Origin of the sequence: Allosphingosinicella sp., from assembly GCF_046295735.1 — a bacterium.
Taxonomy (GTDB): domain Bacteria; phylum Pseudomonadota; class Alphaproteobacteria; order Sphingomonadales; family Sphingomonadaceae; genus Allosphingosinicella.
This window is the reverse complement of the sequence record NZ_JBKBMQ010000013.1, coordinates 26,573-47,205: the sequence shown is the minus strand read 5'-3', so window position 1 is coordinate 47,205 and position 20,633 is coordinate 26,573. Positions and strand designations below refer to the sequence as shown.

The following is a 20,633-nucleotide window of genomic DNA, read 5'->3' as shown; positions in this document are numbered from 1 at the left end:
GGTCGGCAATCCTCATCGCCTGTGCTGCGGGCGATTAGACCGCAGGACCATATAGAATGACGCTACACTGGCGCTGGCCAGCGATTGGAAACGAAAATGAAACATACGTTGCGAATCGGACAGTTCTGATCCATATGGCTCATCGAAGAGACGAGCGAACGCTCGCGAATGGGGAGGAACAAGCATGGCGAACAAGATCGCCCTTCTTACCGGCATATCGATCCTCGTTGCCGTTTCAACGCCAGCGCAGGGACAATCGTCGGCTCCCTCCCTTGCCGCTGCTGATGGCGAGCGGGATCGGTCCGCGGCGGGCGAAAGCGAGATCGTCGTCACCGGCTCGCGGGTGGGCCGCAGCCGGCTCGACACGCTTGCGCCGGTCGACGTCATCTCCTCGGAATCGCTCGCGCAGCAGGGCACGCCGGAACTCGGGCAGGCACTCGCCAATATCGCGCCATCCATCAACTTCCCGCGGCCGGCGATCGCGGACGGCACCGACCACATCCGGCCGGCGGTGCTGCGCGGCCTCGCGCCCGATCAGACCCTCGTGCTTCTCAACGGCACGCGGCGCCACGCCTCGGCGCTGGTCAATGTGAACGGCACTGTCGGTCGCGGCTCCTCGGCGGTCGATCTCAACACCATTCCGGTGATCGCCATCGAACGGGTCGAAGTGCTGCGCGACGGCGCCTCGGCGCAATATGGGTCGGACGCGATTGCCGGCGTGGTCAACCTGCGGCTTCGCGAGGCGCGGCACGGCGGCGGCGCCAGTCTCGGCGCCGGCTTCTACCGCACCCATGTCAAGGAGGCGCGGGATCCGGACGGGCGCCACGTCACCGACGGCGCAAATTATACGGCGGCCGCCTGGCAGGGCCTGCCGCTCGGACCCGAGGGGTTCGTCACCGTCGCGGCCGAATATATCAAGCGCGAGCCGACCAACCGGAGCGGCCTTGACCCGCGCGTAAACCCCATGGTCGTGAACGCTCGCTTCGGAGATCCCGAGCTCGAGACGAAGACCATCTTCCTGAACGCCGGCCTCCCGATCGGCGAAGGCTGGTCGATCTACGGGCTGACCGGTTTCCAGCATCGTTACGGCGAGTCGGCCGGATTCTACCGGATCGAGAACAACATCAACAATATCGACATCCGTACCGGGCGGCCGATCGTGCCCGGCGGCTTCCTGCCGCTGATCGGCATGGAAGTACAGGACGTCACGGCAGGCGGGGGCCTCCGCGGAGACGTCGGGGGGTTCGCGGCGGACCTCAACCTCACCTACGGCCGCAATCTGATCGACATCACCACGCTCGACAGTCTCAACGGCTCCCTCGGTCCCGCCTCGCCGCGCGATTTCTATTCGGGCCGTCTCACGTACGACCAGCTCACCGCCGGCATCGACGTGGTGCGGCCGCTCGAGATCGGGCTCGCCCGGCCACTGTCGGTCGCGTTCGGAGCGGAATATCGGCGGGAAGGCTATGCGATCGGCGCGGGCGAGCCGGACTCCTACGTCTACGGCCCGGACCGCGGCGGCGGGCGAGCGGCCGGAGCCCAGCTCTTCCCGGGGTTCCAGCCCGGCAACGAGGTTGATGTGAGCCGCGATGCCATCGGCATTTACGCAGAGCTGGACGCGGCCGTCACGCCCGCTTTGGACCTGGCCGTCGCCGTTCGTCACGAGCGTTATTCCGACTTCGGGTCGACGACCAACTGGAAGCTGTCCGGTCGGTACGAACTCACTCCCTCCCTCGCGCTGCGCGGCACCGCCTCGACCGGCTTCCGCGCGCCCAGCCTGCAGCAGCAATTCTACCGGTCGACCGTGCCGGTCTTCCGCATCATCAACGGTGTCAGCACGCCGGTGGAGACCCAGACCTTCCCGGTCAGCGATCCGGTCGCGATCGCGCTGGGCGCGCGCCCCCTCGAACCGGAGCGTTCCAGCAACCTGTCGGCGGGCGCGGTGTTCCAGAGCGGGCGGTTCGAACTCACCGTCGATGCCTACCAGATCAAGATCGAGGACCGCATCGTCCTGTCCGAGAACATCCTCGGGCAGGCCCCGGGCGCGCCGGGGGCGACCCCGACGCAGATCGCCATCTACAATCTCGTCAATTCGACCGGATCCACCGTGACCTATGCGGGCGGCCGGTTCTTCATCAACGGCGTCGACACGACCACCCGCGGCGTCGACTTCGTGGCGCGCTACCGGCTGCCGAGCCCCGCCGGCCGCTTCGACTTCACCGCCGCGGCCAACTTCAACAAGACCCGGGTGGACCGGATCCCCACCACGGATCCCCTGTCCAACCTCCCCGAGCCGCCTGAACTCTTCGCGCGGACCAACATCCTCGCGTTCGAGAAGGGGACGCCGCGCCACAAGTTCGTGTTTGGCGCGGACTGGCAGTCGAACGGCGCGATCGGCATGACTGCCCGGGTCAATCATTATGCGAGCGTGCTCCACGCGCTGAACGACGCCGCCCTGGATTATGAGACCGGCGCGAAGACGCTCGTCGACCTGGAGGCGCGCTGGCGGGTGGCGCAATCCTTCACCTTTGCGCTGGGCGCGAACAACATCTTCGACGTCTATCCGAACCAGCTTCCGGCGGCGCGCAACACGCAAGGCGCGATCCCCTATTCAAGCTACTCGCCGTTCGGCTTCAACGGGCGCTATCTCTATGTCCGGGCAAGTATCGGCTGGTAGTGGCGGCGGGGGCCAGTACCAATCGTGTCGGCAAAATCCTGTCAGGGGGCGTGCAATGACTGAGGGACCACTCAAGGAACGGCTTCTTCAAGCCTATGACCGGCTGTCCACTCAGCTCCAGCGGGCGGCCCGCTTCGTCCTTGACCGGCCGCAGGACGTCGCGCTGCTGTCGATGCGCGAGCAGGCACGCCAGGCCGGGGTCACTCCCGCCACCATGACGCGGCTCGCCAAGCAACTTGACCTCGACGGCTATGAAGCGATCCGCGCGATGTACGCCCAGGCGGTCCGCCGCGGGAAGCTCGATTTCTCGAGCCGTGCCGACCGGCAGCTCATCGACCAGAAGCTCAAGGGTGACCAGGCGCTCGCGTCGGAGATGGCAACGGGGATTGCCAACCAGGTCGCGGCGCTCGGCAGCGCGGGCGGACTCGAGAGCCTGGCCACTGCCGCCGAGACCGTTTCCTCGGCACGCCGGGTCTATTGCCTCGGCATGAGGTCCAGCTTCCCGGCGATTTGGTATCTCCATTATGTGCTGTCGCTGGTCCGCGACGGCGTGGTCCTGCTCGACGGCATGGCCGGGGTGGGGATCGACAGCCTGCGCAACGCCGCCTCGGACGACGTTCTCGTCGTCGCAAGCGTCAGCCCCTATACCCGCGCCACCGTCGAGGCGGTCGATTATGCCGCCGCGCGCGGCGTACGGGTCGTCGCGATCACCGACAGCGAGGTGTCGCCGGTCGCCGACTCGGCCCAGCACATGATCCGTATCACGACCGACAGCCCCTCCTTCTTTCATAGCATGGGGCCGACCTTCGCCGCCGCCGAGATCCTGGCCTCGATCGTGGCGGGTCGCGGCGGGGCCAATGCGCTCGCCACGCTCGAGCAGGCCGAGGCGCAGCTGGATGCGCTCGAGGTCCATCTCGACACCAAGCGTCGGCGCAAGTCGCTGTGACCCGCCTTCTGCACCGGCAAATCCACGCGCCGCTGCCGGTGGCTGTTTCCGGACGGGGGCTCGAAATCTTCGATCGCGACGGGCGTTCCTATCTCGACGCGTCGGGCGGGGCCGCTGTTTCCTGCCTCGGCCACGGTCATCCCGCGGTGCTCCAGGCGCTGCACGCGCAGCTCGATCGCATCGCCTACGCTCATACCGGCTTCTTCACGACCGAGGCGGCGGAACGGCTCGGCGAGCGGCTTGTCGCCGATGCGCCCGACGGGCTCGATCATGCCTATCTGGTGTCGGGGGGCTCGGAGGCAATCGAAGCGGCGCTCAAGATGGCGCGGCAATATTTCGTCGAGAAAGGGGAGACGCGGCGCCGCCACGTCATCGCCCGCCGCCAGAGCTATCATGGCAACACCTTGGGCGCGCTCGCCGCCGGCGGCAACGAATGGCGCCGCCGCCAGTTCGCCCCGCTGCTGATCCAAACCCACCATATCGATCCCTGTTTCGCTTATCGCTTCCGCCATCCCGGCGAGAGCGACGAGGCCTATGCGGAGCGCGCCGCCGGTGCGCTGGAGCGGCGGATCCTTGAGCTCGGCGGCGACGAGGTGATCGCCTTCGTCGCCGAGACGGTGGTCGGCGCGACCGCGGGCGCGGTCCCGCCGGTCGCCGACTATTTCCGGCGCGTGCGGGAGATTTGCGACCGCTACGGCGTGCTGCTGATCCTCGACGAGGTGATGTGCGGCATGGGCCGCACCGGCACCCTTCACGCCTGCGAGCAGGAGGGGATCGTTCCCGACCTGCTCACCATCGCCAAGGGTCTGGGCGGCGGCTACCAGCCGATCGGGGCGGTGCTGCTCGGCAGTCATGTGTTCGCGGCGTTCCGCGACGGCTCCGGCTATTTCCAGCACGGCCACACCTATATGGGGCACCCTATGGCCGCGGCGGCCGCGCTCGCGGTCCAGGAGACGATCCGCGCGGAGCGGCTGCTCGAGCGGGTGGTGCGCGGCGGCGGACATTTGATGAACCGCTTGAAAGAGCGCTTCGCCCAGCATCCTCATGTCGGCGACTTGAGGGGCCGCGGCCTGTTCCTCGGCATGGAGCTGGTCGAAGACCGCGAAAGCAAGGCGCCGTTCGAACCCGCGCTCAGGATCCATGCCCGGATCAAGGCGGAGGCGATGGCGCAGGGGCTGATGGTCTATCCGATGGGCGGCACGATCGACGGCCTGCGCGGCGACCATCTCCTGCTCGCCCCACCCTTCATCGCGACCGATGCGCAGCTGGACGAGGTCGTGGACCGGCTCGGCCGCGCGGTAGATCAGGCTACGCGAGCGGCAAGGACGCAATCGTGAAGGTGGGGCGGCGCGATCTCCTCCGCCTGCTTCCGCTCGGACTGATCCTTCCCTCGGCCGGCTTCGCGGCCGGCGGTCCGGAGCCGCGTCGTGTCCATTCGAACCACGGCTTCGGCATCTCCACCAACCATCCGCTGGTGACGGAGGCCGCGCGCTCGGTGCGGCTGTCCGGTGGCAACGCCTTCGACATGTTCGCGGCTGCGATTGCCGCGTCCTGGGTGGCGGATCCGGCGAACAGCAGCCCGTTCGGGCGGATGCAGGGTGTGAACCTCTCCCGCCGCGCGCGCTGGACCCTCCACGCCGCAACCGGCGTGCGGCGCGGGGTCGAGTCCACCGTCCCGGTGCCCGGCAACATTTCGGCGCTGTTCCACTTCCGCGAGGCGGGGCTGCTGCGCCTGCCGCTCGCGCGCAGCCTGCGGCCCGCGATCGCCATCGCGCGCGGCGGCTATACGCCGAGCGAGGCGCTCCGCGCCATTGTCGCGCAGACCGCGGATGATCTCGGCAGCGATCTCGGGGCCATCTATCTCGACGCGGCCGGCACGGCCCGCGGGCGTGTCCGCAATCCGGCGCTCGCCCGGCTGCTCGAGCTGCTCGGACGCGCACCCGACGAGCGCGGCTTCTGGCGCGCCCTCGCCGCCGCCTCAGGCGGCGCGCTCCCTTGGTCGCAAGCGGAGCTTGAGGGAAATCGCGCGGTCCGAGGCCAGCCTCGTTCGCTCGGCCTGCGGCTCGAGGACGGCGAGGTCGAGCTCCTCAGCACCGCCAATCTCGAAACCTGGGGCAGCTGGACACTTCTCGGCATAGCGGTCGGCGACCGGCTGCGCCGATCCGGCGCGCTTTCGACGTCCGAACGGTCGGCGGAAGCCTATGTGCTCGCCAGCATCCTGACGCTGGAGCGGATTCCCTTCGCCGTCGGCACGCTCGTCCCGAAGACGTCCCGTCCCAGCGTCGCATTCGATCTCGACGATGAGGCCGACCGGATCGCCGCGCGGGTGGCGGAGCTGCTCGACGCCTCCGCCGCGCAGCTCCGCGAGGCGATCGGCGCGACCTATTTCGGCACGGAAGCGGCATTGACCGACGATCGCAACACCACCCATTTCTCCATCGCGGATCCCGACTGGCTGCTGTCCTACACGACCTCGATCGGCCCCTGGTTCGGCTCCAAGACCGCCTGCTCGGGCGCGGCGCTCGGCTACAGCTATGCGATGAGGTCGGGCCGCCTTTTCGAAGGTCAGGAGCGCGATGTGACAGAGCTGTCGCCGATCGTGGCCTTGCGCAACGGCACGCCCTGGCTCGCGATCGGCGCGGCGGGAAGCGAACGGATCCTGGGCGCGCTCACCTACATCTTCTTCCGCTACATCGCGGGTGGCGACCGGCGCCCGATGGCCGAGATCATGGCCGACCCGCGCCTGTTTCCCAAGGACGGCAAGGTCCGCATCCATCACGACTTCCCGGAGAAGACGCGCCGTCATCTGCTCGCCCGCGGCTTCGCCCTCAGCGCGACGGACTACAGGATCGACCGCCATCTCGGCATCGTCAACCTGGTCGAGTGCGTCGAGGACGGCCTGTTCAGGAGCGGTGCGGACCCTTCCTCGAGCGGCGCCGCCTTCTAGGCCTCTCCAACGAACGGAAGCGGAACCGAAATGGGCAGGCTCGCCAGGCGCTGGTTCGCAATCGTGCTGTGGAAGCGGATACTCGCGGCGCTGGCGCTCGGCGCGGCCGCCGGATTCCTGCTTGGCGAGCGCGCCGCCGAGCTCAGATGGATCGGCGATCTTTTCGTGCGGATGATCCGCATGCTGATCGTGCCGCTTGTCTTCACCACTCTCGTCGCCGGCATCGTCGCAATGAGCGATCCGCGCCGCCTGGGGTCGATCGGCACGCGTGCGGCCATCCTCTATTTTGGCACCACCATCGCCGCCATCCTCATTGGCATAGGCGCGGCCTTGCTCCTCAAGCCGGGCGCGGGGGTGGAACTCGCAGGCGCCACTCCGGCGCCGGTCGGGGAGACGATGCCGATTGGACAGCGCATGATGAACATCGTGCCCGAAAATCTGTTCGACGCGCTGGCGCGCTCCGACGTGCTCGCGATCATCTTCTTCGGCGTGCTGCTCGGAAGCGGGATGCTGATGGCGGGGGAGCGGGCGGAGCCGCTCGCCCGGCTGTTCGATGCCGGGGCGGAAGCCATGCTGAAGGTGAGCGCGATCGTGATGGAGTTCGCGCCGTTCGGCGTGTTCGCGCTGGTCGCATGGGTGATGGGCACCGAAGGTCCCGCCGCATTCCTGAACCTGTTCCTCCTGACGGCCGCGCTGTACGGGGGAGGCCTCGCCCACATGATCCTCGTCCATGGCGGCACCGTCCGCATCGCGGCCCGCCTCCCCGCCCTTCCCTTCTTCCGCGGCATCCGCGAGCCCCAGCTCCTCGCCTTCTCGACATGCTCGAGCTCGGCGACCTTGCCGGCCACCCTGTCGACGGCCGAGCGAAATCTGGGCATCAAGTCGCCGGTCGCCTCCTCGGTGCTCCCGCTGGGAGCGACGATCAACATGGACGGCACCGCGCTTTACGTCGCTATCGTGGTTGTGTTCGCCGCCCAGGCGTTCGGAGTCCATCTGACGGTGCTTGACTATCTGATGATCGTCGTGACCACGACGCTGGTTTCGATCGGCACCGCTTCCGTGCCGTCCGCATCGCTGTTCCTGATGGCGGCGGTGCTCGACGTGGTCGGCATAGGCGCAGCCCAGACCGCGCTCGTCATAGGATTCCTTCTACCTTTCGACCGGGTCCTGGATATGTGGCGGACGGTCGTGAACGTCTCGGGAGACCTCGCCGTAGCGACGGTGGTGGCCCGGCAAGAAGGCGAGCTTGATCAGGATGTCTATCGTCGGCGCGCGGTGGAATGACCGTGCCTGAGGCGGAACGGTTCCGCTACCGGACGTCTGTTCTGGCCGGCCGGTGGAGAGCCAGCAGGCAAGAAGCGGTCGCCGATGCGCTTCGCGCCCGCCAGGCCGTCCGGGATGCGCACGCGGTGGACGGCCTCCGTTGGCGGGTCGACGGTTGGATCGAAGTCAACTCCGGCGATCGCCGTTCGCGGCGCCACACCTGCCGATGATGTTCGGCAAGGGTGATTGGAGCGGGGTACCCCATCGTCCAGGGCACCCCGACCCGTTAGCCGCGGCGGCCGTTCACGAACCGAGCCGCATACTGAACACGCTGTTCCAGTCGATTGACCTGCTGCCGAAGCTGCGCGAACTCGCGGCCGCTCAGTCCCGTCCGGGATGAACGCTGTAGCTGGCGCTGGATCTGGCTCACCTCACGGCGCAGCTGTGTCGCGTCCTGCCGGCTGAGCTGACGCCGCTGACCGGCCAGCTGGATATGATGATCGATGCGCTGAAGGTCACGGTGCAGGTTCGCGATCGCCTGTCGGCTCGGTCCCCGGTTTTCATTCTGGTTCCAACTGCCACGGCTATGATCCTGGTACTGGGCGGCCGCGGGAACCGCGGCGAGGGTCGCGACGGCTCCGGTGAGGGCGATCAGCATCTTACGCATTGCACTTCTCCTGCTTCAGTCCGGTCGGTCTAGACGGTCACGATTGTTCCGGCGCTGAACAGGTCTCGCAGGGCACGTTCATCTTAAGCCTTGCGAAGATGAACGGACGGACGGTGCAACATGCGCTTCCCTCCCGCGTCAGCCGTCTTGCCAGAGCGGGCGATGCACGGCTTCGTGGGAGCGCCATTCGGGCAAGGAGCAGGATTATGAAACGGCTGTCCGTCGCAGCCGGCGCCGGACTGCTTGCGGCCTCTCTGCCGGGACTTGTCGATGCGCAGCGTGGTGACCGCCTCCCCAGGCGGCCCAGCCAGGGCCGCTTCCGCATGCGGCGCCACCCGGGCCGCCGCCGCACGCTCAAAGTCGACGCGCACCGCTCTGGCAGACGGGCCGTCGCTATGGGACTGGCCCGACTGCCGAGCCATACCCGAGCGCTACCGAAGTCGCGTCCCGGAAGGCTACCGCTGCCTTCATCGAGACGCCGGGTGTATGTGGTTGATCCGCAAAGGATTGTCCGGCCATCGTCGACCGTCTTATCTGAGCGAAAAGGGGCGGACCTCATCGGGCGGCCGTCCCTTGCGTCAGGCGCGGCAATGGCCCGGTTCCTGGGACGCATAGCCGCTTCGCGTCCGCTCGGGCTGGCTCGACGCCAGGCCTCTGCCGACACCCTCGATCAGCCCGCCCACCCCCGACGAACGGCAAGCCGAGCCAGCAATAGGACTCCCAGGGAAACCAGCGCGACCCCCGCGGCAAATCCCAGCACCGGACCTTCCCTAGCGAGCTCCGCGGAGGGCCCGGTAAGGTTCCATGCCTGCTGGACCAGCAGCGCGGCGAACGAGACACCAAGCAGCACGTAGGCCCAGCGGCGGCGCATCAGAAGGGCGAGGCAGCCGAGAGTGCCGCCGAATACGGCGATCGCGTAGGCGGCAGTAGCCCAGGCCGGACGGACGTCTATCATCGCGCTGTGGGCAGCTGATTGCGCCATTCCGAAGGCTTCGGCGAGGTAGGCGGCCACACCGAGCAGGTTCCAGAGCAAGGCAAGTCCTACGACGATCCAGAACCAGATGGGCGGTCGTACGTGGATCATTCGGTCCCCCCGTCATCTCCCCCAGACTCGGCTTCAATACCCTGAAACTGCGTGGATGCACGGATTACATGAAGGTGGGGGCAAGCGACGACCTCAAACCCACCTGCTCGTCGAGAGCATAACCCATTTCCATGACCCCCAAGGTGAATCGCTCCACACCCTCATCCTGATGACGGGCGATCGCCGTCTCGAGGACTTGCCCCTCGTTGTGCACATCGATCAGGATGCGGACAGCTTTCCACAAGCCCTGAACGTCCGCAACCAGCCGCTACTTCCGGCGGCGGTGCCTCCCTTTTTCCGGCGCTGGCATTTTATCGGCAGCTGTCGGATCGGAAAGAAATGAGAAAGGCCGCCCTCGACGGGCGGCCTTCCTTCGATGTCGGTCGGCTACCTTTGGTGGCCGGGGGTCTGGCCGTCCTGCTGTTGCTGCTGGCGGTTGCCGCCGCCTTGGCCGCCCTGCTGCTGCCGGCCGCCGTCCTGCTGTTGCTGCTGGCCGGGGTTGCTCTGTTGCTGATTGCGGTCGTTGCTCTGGCTGTTCATGCCACCTCTCCATTTGTCGGAAATGCCTGGAACCGGCACGTGAAGGGAACGTGACCTCACCTTGCCGGTTCCGGTCTCAAGCCCCGCTCAGGGTCAGTAGGGGCAGAAACGAGCCGAGGAGTGAGAATGACTTATTGCCTTGGAATGCTGCTCCGCGCGGGCTTGGTCATGATGGCCGACTCTCGCACCAATGCCGGCGTGGACAACTTCTCGTCCTTCAAGAAGCTCCACATCCTCGCCGACGAGGCTGATCGGCAGATATTCGCATGCAGCGCGGGCAGCCTTTCCATGAGCCAATCGGTGATCAGCCTTTTGAAAGAGGGCCTACCCTCCTCCGACAATGCCGACCTGCCGCGGTCCGTCCACGATGCCACCACGATGTTCCGGGCGGCGCAACTCGTCGGGGAAGCTGTGCAGGCAGCCAATGCCACGGTGGGTGGAGCGCTGGCACGGATCGGCCTCGAGAGCTCCGTCTCGCTTCTGCTGGGCGGGCGAATAGGCGGCCAGCCTCTCAGCCTGTTCCTCATCTACAATGCCGGAAATTTCATCGAGTGCCACGCCGAAGTGCCATTTCTCCAGATCGGGGAAACGAAATATGGGCGGCCCATACTTGATCGTGCGCTCAGCTACCGATCGTCACTGGCGGAGGCGGTAAAGATCGGACTCCTCTCGTTCGACAGCTCGATGCAATCCAATCTGGGAGTGGCCAGACCGATCGATTTGATCGTCATCCCCCGCGACCCCGAGCTCCCCCTGATATCCCGCCGCATTGAAGAAGAAGATGCTTACTTCGACGATCTTTCACGCTGCTGGGCAAGCGAACTCAAGAACGCCGCTCTCGGGCTTCCTGCACCGCCGTGGATGATGATCTCCGAAGCCTGACATCCTGGCGGTGGAGCTGCAGGTTCATGCCAGGCAACGCCATGTCCCTGCGGCGCCTCGCGATCTTTCTTCGGGCGCTGGCGACCCGACGATGCCGATGCGCCGAGGGCGGGGCGGCCGGGACGAGGTAAGGCCGGTCCGAGCTCGGTCTCGGTCCGTGACTGCATGCTGCTGACCCGGGCCAGCATCGGCGACGCAGAGTCCCGGTCAGAAGCGATCGAGGTCACTCTGGCGGATGCGGGCAATAGAACCCGGCCAGCGCCATAAGGAGGCATGTTCAGACGCCGCGGGGGAACTTCACGGTAAGCTTCGTCCGAGACCCAGACTGCCTGGACCGGGCGAGAGCCTCATATCGCGCGGCAAGATCGCGGTGGATTTCCGCGCTCCTGGTGTCCGCTGCCCCGTCAGCTGCAGCCCGTTCCTCTGCCGCCCGCCGTGCATAATAATCCCCGTCAGACTCCGCCACCGCCGCCCCCTTGCCAAAACCCCGGTCGCAAGGTGCACGTCTGGTCCCGCGGGTCCACGAAAATCATTTGCGGAGCGGCTCTAAGTGCCTGTTTTTACGACGCCTGTGCAAGAGAGCCACAGCAGAGCGAATCCCCTTGAGATCGCCGTGCTGGAAGAGTGCATGCTTCCAGGATGGCGGCAGGCACCGCGCAGCCGCCAGAACGGACGGGCCGGGGGACCGCAAAGCGCAGCAACGGGCGTCCGCTTGATCCAGAACAACGCGGCGGACACCGGTTCGGGCTAGAGTGACGGTAACGCGCGCTGCGACTCGGGCCAATGCACTGTCACAGCGTTTCGAAGGGGATCGCAAATCGCGTACTACCGCCTCTATCTGCTGCATCGGACTTCCGGCCGCATCATAGGTGCCGAGGTGATCGAGGCCGGCGATGATCATCGAGCGATCGCAACCGCCGCCGGCAGGGCAGATGGTGAGCCGAGCGAGCTATGGTGCGGCACGCGGATGGTGCACCGGCTCGACGGAGTTCCTTCCCCGGCGATAGACGCGCACCGGCCGGCGGGCGTCTCCACCGCAGAATGGACAGGCCCCCGCGACCACAGAGAGTAGAACGCGGGAGCCTGTCCTCCCCTTTTGCAACGCACCTTTCGGCTGCGCCGCCAATCTGAAACACCATCATCGCCGCCCGCGCAAGCGCGGGAACATGCCGGCTCCCGCAGAGTTCGCGACGGCGGGCCACGCCTGTCTGGAAAACATGAGCGCGCCGAGCTGCTGCGCTCGCCCCCTTTTTCCGAGCCGCGGACATGGCCAACCGGCAGATGGCGGAGGGATCGTCGGGGACTACCTTGATTCTTCACTTTTGCGAGACTGACCGGGGATCACTCAACGTTCCCGCTCGCGATGCGCGGTGATCGATGAAAAACGAAGCTTCGCCTTGGGCGGCCAGCTTCTCGCGGTACTCCGACACGAGCGCTTCGCACCGCTTCAGACTGTCATTCAAATGCCTGTTTGCCTCCCTGAGCCTCGCGACTGTCGGCGATTCTCTGTCATCGGACATCACACGTACTCACAAAAACGCTCGGCTCTGCCCAACGCGCATCAGGAATGATCTTGCTCTGTTCGTCGCGGTCTATCCAAGCCGGCGGTTCTCCGGGATCATGAGCTGGTCAGCCCGACGAGGCTTGTCGTCCGCGGCCAGGTTCAGCTTCGATAAACGGGTCCGCTGCCAGTGAAGCGCCGACTTTGTGATCGTTCGCTCGTCTACGGCGGGCATGGGGGCTCGTGTCTTATATCGTGGATTATCTGCTGGAACGTGCGCGTGTTCAGCGCAGTCTCGCCATCGCAGCCGAAAACGAGATCCTTCGCGAAACCCATTTGTGGATGGCGGAGGAGTTCGAGCGCCGCTCGCGCGTTGTCGCGGCGGAAAATCGTCAGTCACGGGCCTGAGGTGCGGCAGCGGCAGTCACCCCTCTCTTCCGAGCGCCGCACTACAAACCCATAGGTCGCGCAAGCGCGCGAGCCCGCCCGGCACGTCGCGTCCCCACCATCGCGGCCATGCAATTCCTCGGCCCTGGTCCCGTGGCCGCAACGCGGGAGTTGAACCAGAAGAAGGCCGCGCCCGTCCCCGCCCGACTTCGGCGGGAGCACTGATTTTTCTTACGGCGGGTTGACGCTCCGAAGGCCACACGCCCCGGGGCCCCGGGATCTTTCCAGACAGCATGAGGCCCATAGTCAACCTGGGGAAAGCGTACCCAGCAAGGCGACCGCCGCGAGCACCGCCAGAGCCAACGACATTTCCATGCCGAGGCTCCGGCGCAGCGGCGCTGTGGGGGCGTCGCGCTGGCGCACCAGCATCGGGGTGTAGCGCCACCGGTTGAGGGCGGCGAAGCCCAGCATCGCAGCGAAGAGGAGAAGCTTCGCAAGCAGCACCCGGCCATAGTCGGTGGTCACCAGACTCGAGGCATCCAACCCCGCTATGGCCCAGAGGTTCACGAGACCTGTCACGATCAACAGCGCGACCACGATCGTGCCGACGATGGAAAAACGCTGCAGCGCTGCAGCCAGGGATGCGCGAGACACCGCTGGGTTTCTGATCGAGACGAGGAGCAGGACCAATGTCCCGATCCAGATCGCGGCGGCGAGCAGGTGGATGACATCCGCGATGCGATGGACGAGTGCCTGCGCCCCCTCCCCCGCCCCGGCATGGCCTGACCAGGCGAGAGTCGCGAGGGCGGCGACCGCGACAGCGGAGTGGAGCAAGGGCACCGGAATGTCACGGCCTGCGAGGACCGCAAGCAGGGCGAGCAGCCCGACACGCGCCAGGCTCGAAAGGCCCGTTCCCGTTTCAAGGGCGATGAAGCGGACCGTTTCCGTATCGAGCAGCGCGACATCGCCGCCGACCATCAGGAGGCAGGCGGCGGCGAACTGCGCGATCGTGAGCAGCAGGCCCGCCGCTGCAAGAGCCACGACACCTCGGCTCGGGGCGGCCTGGGGGGCCGTTCGGCCGCCGCACAGGACGAGGCCGGCAAGCAGCAGCAGGTCGGCGTAGACCAGGAAGCGAAGGGCAATCAAAACGCCTTCGCCCGCCCCCCAAGCGATCATGTCATCGCACCGTGAATTCGTGGGTGCCGGTGATCCGATGGGTGTCGGCACCCACCACATGCCAGTTCACGCGATAACTGCCCGCGGGCAACGGCCGCGGGGACGTTATCACAAGCGCCGTGCGATCGCTGGAGAGCGCGGAAGAGACGTCCGTCATCGGCATGTCGGGATGATTGGCCATACCGGGCATTCCAGTCATCGTGAGAGTTGCGCCGGACAGGCGAGGTGTGAGGCGCTCGTTGAAACGCAACAGGATGCGAGTGACATTGCTCGCCGGGGCATTGGCGGCAGGCGACGCAGATACGAGCGAGGGATGAGCCGCCGCGACGCCGGCGGCGCTCATTGCCGCAAGTCCTGCCAGCATCGCGCCGATTTTCGTGATGGTACGCATGTCTAAGTCCTTCCTTCGTGGTGTAGTTTGTGCTCAGATTCCGTGCGGGGCCAGCGCCCGCCTCGCTTCTCCCGGCTGTCGGAGAGCGGCCTGCACGGCCAGGCGTTTCCTGAGCCTGAACCTGACCCTCGTGGCCGGCGTCAGAACCACGTCCTGACCCCCACCAGCAGGTTCCAGCCGCCTGCTTCACGGCCGGCGGAACGGGCGAAGCGTGCAGTGTTTCCGAAGCCCCGCTCGTACTTGATGCCAACGTAGGGCGCGAGATTGGGCTCTATCTCGTAACGCAGCCGAGCGCCCAGCTCGGCAGAGGACAAGCCGGCGCCGATCCCGATCTCGGGGATATTCTGGAGCGAAAAATCCAGTTCCAGGCTCGGCTGAAGGACCAATCTCTGCGTGATCCGGAGATCATATTCAGCCTCGAGGCGCGCGGTAAGCTCGCCGTTCGTGGACAGGAACAGCATTCCTTCCACCTCGAACCACCAGGGAGCGAGTCCGTGGAGGCCGAGCACGGCATGGGTGCGTCGGGCGCCCTGGCCGAAATCCTGTCGAACGCCGGCCTGAACGTCGAACCAGGGATCGATCGCCCGGCTCCACAGCGCCTGGATTTCGGCATGTTCGAGCGCGCCGTCAAATTCGCCCTCGCCCTTGGTCTTCAGCCAAAGCTTGTCGATGTCGCCGCCATACCAGAACTGGGCGTCCCAGCCAAAGCCCACGTGCCCGCGGCCGAGCTTCACCTCGAGCTCATCGAGGATGAAGCGGTGGGTCGGCATCGCGCCATGCTCATGAACGATGTGCGCGCGAACCGGGGCCATATGCTCGGTCCCGAAAATCAGATCGGCGGCGTGGGCGGGGCCGCTGAAGGCGCCCGGCGGCGGCGGCGCCACCGGCGGGCGCGGCGGGTTTCGCATCTCCAGAGCGTGACCGGCATGCGGATCGGCACCGTGGCCGGCATGTGGATCGGCAGCGTGGCCCGCATGGGGGTCTGCCGTATGGACCACATGCGGATCGGCGCCGTGGCCCGCGTGAGGATGTGCGCCGTGTCCGTCGTGCGGAGCGGCTTGGACGCCCGGCGGCGCGGCAGGCATGCGGCAGTGGCCCATAGCCGCATGTTCGGCTGTGCAGACGGTGTCGTGGGACCGCCGCGTAGCGGGCGGAGCCATGGTGCAGTGCCCCATGGCCGCGTGCTCCGGCGTGCAGCTTGCCGCGGGCATGGGCGACTGCTGGGCGGGTGCCGGCATGGAGCAGTGGCCCATCGCTTCATGCTCGGGGGTGCAAGTCGCCGCCGGCGACCGGCCGGACGCTGCGTGGCCGTGGCCGCCATGCTGCGCCAGAGCGGGAGAGCTTAAGGTGGTGGCGGCGAGAAGGATGAGCACGATCTTCATGCGACATCTCCATCCAGCGGCCGCACCGTCACCACCCGCATCATCCCGGCGTGCATGTGGAACAGGAGATGGCAGTGAAAAGCCCAGTCGCCCGGCGCATCGGCGGTAAGGTCGAACGTCAGCGTGCCGCCGGGAAGCACGTTCACCGTATGCTTTCGCGGCTGATGGGGGGCATGGCCGTTCACCACCTCGAAGAAGTGGCCGTGAAGGTGGATGGGGTGCGCCATCATCGTGTTGTTGACGAGGGTGACCCGCACCCGCTCGTCGCGTTCGAAGCGGATCGGCTCCGGATTCTCGCTGAACTGCTGTCCGTCGAACGACCACATGAAGCGTTCCATGTTGCCGGTGAGATGCACCTCGACGCTGCGGCTCGGTTCTCTCCTGTCCGGGTTCGGCTCCAGCGACACGAGGTCGCGATAGGTGAGCACGCGATGATCGACATCGTCGAGGCCGATCCCGGGATCGCCGGTCCGGTCGACAGGGCTTGGCGCGATCATGTCGACGCCGACGCCGACCTTCACATTGGGGGGCACCAGCGACCGGTCGCGCATGTTCATGTTCCCGTGACCCCCATGACCGCCATGCGCGCCATGGTCCGCCATCCCCATGTCACGCATGGAAAGCGTCGGCCGCGGCCGGAGCGGGGGCGGTGCGACGCTCATCCCCAGGCGGGGCGCGAGGGTCGCGCGCGCCATGCCGGCGCGATCGACGGATTCGGCGATGAGGTTGAAGGCGCGATCTTCGCTCGGCTGGACGATGACGTCGAACGTCTCCGCCACGGTGATCTGAAGCTCGTCGACCTCGACAGGCCGCACGTCGAGCCCGTCCGTGTTCACGACCGTCATCGGCAGGCCCGGGATGCGGACATTGAAGATCGTCATCGCGGCGGCATTGATGATGCGCAGCCGCACACGCTCGCCGGGGCGGAACAGGCCGGTCCAGTTCTCGTCGGGACTGTGGCCGTTGACGAGCAGGGTATAGCCGGCCGCGGAGACGTCGGCGATGTCGGAAGGATCCATCCGCATCTGCGCGAACATGTTCCGCTCCTCGGCCGAGAGCGGGTTGCGGCCGGAGAGGGTGCGCGCCAGCGTCTGCTGCTGGCGGTTGAAGAAATGCCCCTCCTGCTTCAGCCGCGCCATGATCATGTGCGGGTGCATGAACGACCAGTCGGACAGCACGATCACATGTTCGCGGTCGTAGGCGACCGGATCGGGCCCGGCCGGATCGATTACGATCGGCCCGTAATGGCCCTGCTGCTCCTGCAGGCCCGAATGGCTGTGATACCAATAGGTGCCCGCCTGAACGATGGGGAACTCATAGACGAAGGTCTCGCCCGGCCGGATGCCTGGAAAGCTGACGCCCGGAACACCATCCATCTGGAAGGGCAGGATGAGGCCGTGCCAGTGGATCGAGGTGTCCTCGCGCAGCCGGTTGGTCACGGCCATCCGGAAATTCTGCCCCTCGCGCAGCCGCAGCAGCGGACCGGGTATCGTGCCGTTGACCGTGATCGCATGGTGGCCCGTGCGCCCGTCCACGATGAAGGCGTTGTAGTCGACGGTCAGGGCGAGGTCCTCGCCGCTGAGTGTTGCCGCTTGCTTGGACGCGAGGCCGTGGCTGCCGCTGTGCGCCCATGCAGGGAGCAGCCCCGCTGCGCCGAGCCCAAGTGCCCCGGCTCCGGCGGCGCGCAGCAGCGCCCGCCGATCGATGACAAGATCGTGTTTCATCTCAGATCCTTACGTCGACGGATCATGCCGTCGCCTTCGCGTCGCCGGAGGGGCCGCGCTCGCCGCCCCCGCTCCAGCTCAGTGGTTGCGTCGCCCTGCCGCTCACGGCCGGCGTGAGAACCCTCAGGCGGTGCGTGGAGGGGGAGGCTCCGACTCAGGGCTGGTGCCGGTGAGGAATGCCGGTGCTGCCTGGCGCGGCACCGCGCGGGTAGAAGCGGAAGGCTCCGCGATGAAGTGCGGCAGCGGCGCGAGGGCGCTGCAGGCAATCGCGCAATCCGCCGCGGCGCCGCTCTCCGGCGTCGCCGGTGCTGCGGGCGCCTCACGGTCCGCGCAGTGGACGCCGGCGGCCGGAACGTGATGGCCGGGCGCCGCGGCCATGGCGCTGCTCATGCCGACCGAGGAGAAGGCGAGCGCCAGCGCCATCAGCATGGATATGAACCTCGACACGCTCACAACCGTGCCTCTAATCCTTTCGCGATATCGGGGCAACGCCCGCTCTCGCGCACCTAAGGCTTCACCCATGAGTGGAGCCCGCGACGCATCCGAAGGCTCCGAGAGTCATCCAGACGGCCATGGCGATCATCATCAGATTCTCGGTCAGCGAGATGAAGCCCAGGGGCACGTTGCTGGATCCGCCCACGCAGGCGCATTTGAGTTCGCGCCGGTCGATATAGACGGCCTTGAAGACCGACGCGGCGCCGATCGTCCCGATGAACAGGGCAAGGGGAACGGAGAGCCAGGTCAGAGCGCCCGCCACCATCAACAGCCCGGCCAGACCTTCCGCGAACGGATAGACATAACCGTAGGGGACCCACCGCTTCGCGAGCAGGTCGTAGTTGAGGAACATGGTCGCGAACGTCTCGACGTTCTGGAGCTTGAGCAGCGCCAGAACGACCATCGAGAAGCTGACGAACCACTCGGCCGCGCGGATGGTGAACGCATCGCCCGTCACGGCGTGGCTCGCCGCGACCGCCATGAGAGCGGTCATCGTGAAAAGGGCGATGACGGGACGATAGCTGGTGGCGGCGGGATCGGCCACCTTCTTCCCGAGGTAGCGGCGCAGATCGTCATAGCCGCCGACGCGCCTGCCGCCGATGAAGATTTGGGGCGTGGTGGCGACATTGTGCTTCGCCTTGAACGCGTCGGTCTGCTCCCGCGTCGTGAGATGATGATCCTCGACCTCGTAGCCGGATCGCTTCAGCAGATCCTTGGCTTTGAGGCCGTAGGGGCAGATGTGGCTGGACATCACCATCCGGTGAAGCTCGGCACGTTTCACCGGCGCCGCGAGGGCGGCCTGGTCCGACATATCACGTCTCCTTGTGAATCAGTCGGAGCGCTTATAAGGTCAGTACCATGGTACGGAGTCAAGAGGCGCACGCCTTGTCGATATCGAAGCTGGCCGACGCCGGGGGCGTGGGGGTGGAAACCGTTCGCTTCTACCAACGCAAAGGCTTGCTCGATGTGCCGCCACAGCGCGGCGGAATCCGCCGCTACGGCGCCGAGGATGTCAGGCGATTGCGGTTCATCCGGCAGGCGCAGGCCGCCGGGTTCAGGCTGAGCGAGATCAAGGAACTCCTGGCATTGGACGCGGGGGAGGACCGCGCCCGCGCAAACGAGATGGCAAGAATGCGAATGGCGGCTCTCGACCAGGAAATCGCCAGCCTTCGGCGCGCCCGCGAGGCACTGGCGAGGCTCGCGCGCGAATGCAGCGCGGGAAGCTCAGGACCGTGCCCGATCCTCGCTTCGTTCGCGATCGAGGATGAGGTTCAGCAGGATGACAAGTGATCCCGTGAACGGGATCCGGTTCGCTTCAGCCGACGGGCGATAGACGGTCAGCCAATTCACATTGGTGGCTCTGGGCCAGCTGGCCGCTTCATAGGAAGCCGCCCGAACCGAGACGGAGCGCTGGCGAAAGAAGCGCTGTCGGCTTGAGGTGAGGAAGACCAAGGCAACGCCCTCATCCCCACTCGAATCATCTAACATGAAGGGGGGCTTGCGGCAAGCGGGGGTCCTTGCGCCATGAACCTGCGCCTTGATTCGCATCAAAGAGAAAGGCGCTGAAATGTCCGCTGCCGCTACCGTCTTTTCGCAGACCTTCCTCCACGGAACTCGGGCCGACCTCCGCCCCGGCGAACTGCTCGTCACCGGCCATCCTTCGAATTTCCGGACGGCGAAGCCGTTGTCATGGGTCTACTTCACGGCGACCCTCGATGCCGCGATCTGGGGTGCCGAACTCGCGGCTGGAGAGACTCCGGGACGCATATACCTGGTCTAGCCCGCCGGTCCCTTCGAGGACGACCCGAACGTCACGGACAAGCGCTTCGCTGGAAACCCGACGCTGTCCTATCGGACCCGGCACCCCCTGAGGGTGCTCGCGGAGGTCATTCACTGGGAGGGCCATGCACCGGACATTATCCGGCAACGCAGGGACGATCTCGCCCGCATGCGATCCGAAGGCCGCGATGTCATCATCGATTGATCCCGGGGGATGTCTTTGCCGCCAGCCCGATCCGAACAACTGCTGCGCTCCGGCAAGGAGTTCATGGGGGATGCTCAGCCTGATGATGCCATGCTCGACCAAAACAATTGCAGGCCGTTCGCGAAGGTCGTCATGAGCGCGGGAGACTGCTGAATACAACCGGTTGCTGGCCTCGTCAGGCCAACGACGAATGACCTCAACGCCGTCGCCCCTGATCAGTGCAGGCCGATATGGGCTGACGGGCTCATCTGCCAGAACGTGCCCTGATGCGCGCGACGGAGGAGATGGGACGGCACGCAGGTCACCGGCATATGCCGCAACTCATCGTTGATGAGACCCATCTCGCCGACAGCGGCGCCGGCTGGAATCCCGGCGGTGCCGAGGTTCACCTGCCATACAGGCTCTAGGGGCTGATCAGAAGCTTCGTGGGGCGGGACCCACGATACTCCGGGGCGTGATCAATGGCGATGTATGTCTTCCGCACCAATGGTGCAGCAGCGGGCTTCCTTTTTGGCAATCTGATATACAATCTTGACGGAGAACCCCTTGGTCGGGTCATCGGATCGAGGGTTCATCGGATCGACGGC

At 66.3% G+C, this 20,633-nt stretch carries 19 protein-coding genes and 1 pseudogene; 11 read left to right on the top strand and 9 right to left on the bottom strand.

What is annotated here, in order from left to right:
• Positions 1–184: 184 nt before the first annotated feature.
• From ACK4K7_RS12725 to ACK4K7_RS12705, 5 genes are read left to right on the top strand one after another with little or no spacing between them, the layout of a single operon-like run.
• Positions 185–2,677, top strand: a complete 2,493-nt coding sequence (locus tag ACK4K7_RS12725; protein ID WP_431866535.1) for a TonB-dependent receptor plug domain-containing protein — start codon at positions 185–187, stop codon at positions 2,675–2,677.
• A 55-nt stretch (positions 2,678–2,732) separates the two neighbouring features.
• On the top strand, positions 2,733–3,623 hold the full coding sequence (locus ACK4K7_RS12720) for a MurR/RpiR family transcriptional regulator (RefSeq protein WP_431866533.1): 891 nt from the start codon (positions 2,733–2,735) through the stop codon (positions 3,621–3,623).
• The gene (locus tag ACK4K7_RS12715; RefSeq protein ID WP_431866532.1) at positions 3,620–4,960 is read left to right on the top strand and encodes an aspartate aminotransferase family protein; all 1,341 of its coding nucleotides are present in this window, start codon (positions 3,620–3,622) and stop codon (positions 4,958–4,960) included. Before ACK4K7_RS12720 ends, ACK4K7_RS12715 begins: the two co-directional genes overlap by 4 nt.
• A complete protein-coding gene (locus ACK4K7_RS12710) occupies positions 4,957–6,570 on the top strand; it encodes a gamma-glutamyltransferase (protein ID WP_431866530.1) in 1,614 nt (537 codons plus the stop codon). The genes ACK4K7_RS12715 and ACK4K7_RS12710 overlap by 4 nt, the downstream gene beginning before the upstream one ends.
• Positions 6,571–6,600: 30 nt before the next feature.
• On the top strand, positions 6,601–7,854 hold the full coding sequence (locus ACK4K7_RS12705) for a dicarboxylate/amino acid:cation symporter (protein ID WP_431866528.1): 1,254 nt from the start codon (positions 6,601–6,603) through the stop codon (positions 7,852–7,854).
• A gap of 265 nt (positions 7,855–8,119) precedes the next feature.
• On the opposite strand, the gene ACK4K7_RS12700 is transcribed toward ACK4K7_RS12705, so the two are convergent.
• Positions 8,120–8,500 carry a hypothetical protein gene (locus tag ACK4K7_RS12700; RefSeq protein ID WP_431866526.1) on the bottom strand — a complete coding sequence of 127 codons (381 nt, stop codon included), beginning with the start codon at positions 8,498–8,500 and terminating at the stop codon, positions 8,120–8,122.
• A 670-nt stretch (positions 8,501–9,170) separates the two neighbouring features.
• Positions 9,171–9,584: a hypothetical protein gene (locus tag ACK4K7_RS12695; RefSeq protein WP_431866524.1), complete on the bottom strand. Its 414-nt coding sequence runs from the start codon at positions 9,582–9,584 to the stop codon at positions 9,171–9,173.
• Positions 9,585–9,639: 55 nt separating this feature from the next.
• Here ACK4K7_RS12695 and ACK4K7_RS12690 point away from each other — a divergent pair, with 55 nt between their 5' ends.
• The 4 genes from ACK4K7_RS12690 to ACK4K7_RS12675 all read left to right on the top strand — a co-directional run bounded on the left by ACK4K7_RS12690 (position 9,640) and on the right by ACK4K7_RS12675 (position 12,915).
• Positions 9,640–9,927, top strand: coding sequence for a hypothetical protein (locus ACK4K7_RS12690; RefSeq protein ID WP_431866523.1), 288 nt, complete (start codon positions 9,640–9,642; stop codon positions 9,925–9,927).
• Positions 9,924–10,178, top strand: coding sequence for a hypothetical protein (locus ACK4K7_RS12685; RefSeq protein WP_431866521.1), 255 nt, complete (start codon positions 9,924–9,926; stop codon positions 10,176–10,178). Before ACK4K7_RS12690 ends, ACK4K7_RS12685 begins: the two co-directional genes overlap by 4 nt.
• Before the next feature lie 90 nt (positions 10,179–10,268).
• Positions 10,269–11,006 carry a peptidase gene (locus ACK4K7_RS12680; RefSeq protein ID WP_431866519.1) on the top strand — a complete coding sequence of 246 codons (738 nt, stop codon included), beginning with the start codon at positions 10,269–10,271 and terminating at the stop codon, positions 11,004–11,006.
• A gap of 1,756 nt (positions 11,007–12,762) precedes the next feature.
• The gene (locus tag ACK4K7_RS12675; RefSeq protein WP_431866518.1) at positions 12,763–12,915 is read left to right on the top strand and encodes a hypothetical protein; all 153 of its coding nucleotides are present in this window, start codon (positions 12,763–12,765) and stop codon (positions 12,913–12,915) included.
• A 285-nt stretch (positions 12,916–13,200) separates the two neighbouring features.
• On the opposite strand, the gene copD is transcribed toward ACK4K7_RS12675, so the two are convergent.
• From copD to ACK4K7_RS12645, 6 genes are all read right to left on the bottom strand, one after another.
• Positions 13,201–14,070, bottom strand: a complete 870-nt coding sequence (copD, locus tag ACK4K7_RS12670; protein ID WP_431866516.1) for a copper homeostasis membrane protein CopD — start codon at positions 14,068–14,070, stop codon at positions 13,201–13,203.
• Between the two features lies 1 nt (position 14,071).
• A complete protein-coding gene (gene copC / locus ACK4K7_RS12665; RefSeq protein WP_431866514.1) occupies positions 14,072–14,461 on the bottom strand; it encodes a copper homeostasis periplasmic binding protein CopC in 390 nt (129 codons plus the stop codon).
• A gap of 140 nt (positions 14,462–14,601) precedes the next feature.
• Positions 14,602–15,843 (bottom strand): copper resistance protein B, encoded by a 1,242-nt coding sequence (locus ACK4K7_RS12660; protein WP_431866512.1) that lies wholly within the window; start codon positions 15,841–15,843, stop codon positions 14,602–14,604.
• Positions 15,840–17,567 (bottom strand): copper resistance system multicopper oxidase, encoded by a 1,728-nt coding sequence (locus ACK4K7_RS12655; protein ID WP_431866510.1) that lies wholly within the window; start codon positions 17,565–17,567, stop codon positions 15,840–15,842. Before ACK4K7_RS12655 ends, ACK4K7_RS12660 begins: the two co-directional genes overlap by 4 nt.
• A 123-nt stretch (positions 17,568–17,690) precedes the next feature.
• Complete coding sequence (locus ACK4K7_RS12650; protein ID WP_431866508.1) at positions 17,691–17,996, bottom strand: hypothetical protein; 306 nt, start codon at positions 17,994–17,996, stop codon at positions 17,691–17,693.
• Positions 17,997–18,081: 85 nt separating this feature from the next.
• Positions 18,082–18,873 carry a MauE/DoxX family redox-associated membrane protein gene (locus tag ACK4K7_RS12645; protein WP_431866506.1) on the bottom strand — a complete coding sequence of 264 codons (792 nt, stop codon included), beginning with the start codon at positions 18,871–18,873 and terminating at the stop codon, positions 18,082–18,084.
• A 47-nt stretch (positions 18,874–18,920) separates the two neighbouring features.
• On the opposite strand from ACK4K7_RS12645, the gene ACK4K7_RS12640 reads away from it, so the two are divergent.
• Both ACK4K7_RS12640 and arr read left to right on the top strand, forming a co-directional pair.
• On the top strand, positions 18,921–19,352 hold the full coding sequence (locus ACK4K7_RS12640) for a MerR family transcriptional regulator (protein WP_431866505.1): 432 nt from the start codon (positions 18,921–18,923) through the stop codon (positions 19,350–19,352).
• A gap of 277 nt (positions 19,353–19,629) precedes the next feature.
• Positions 19,630–20,046, top strand: a pseudogene (arr, locus tag ACK4K7_RS12635) (NAD(+)--rifampin ADP-ribosyltransferase).
• Between the two features lie 215 nt (positions 20,047–20,261).
• Here arr and ACK4K7_RS12630 read toward each other — a convergent pair.
• Positions 20,262–20,435 (bottom strand): hypothetical protein, encoded by a 174-nt coding sequence (locus tag ACK4K7_RS12630; RefSeq protein WP_431866503.1) that lies wholly within the window; start codon positions 20,433–20,435, stop codon positions 20,262–20,264.
• Positions 20,436–20,633 lie beyond the last annotated feature (198 nt).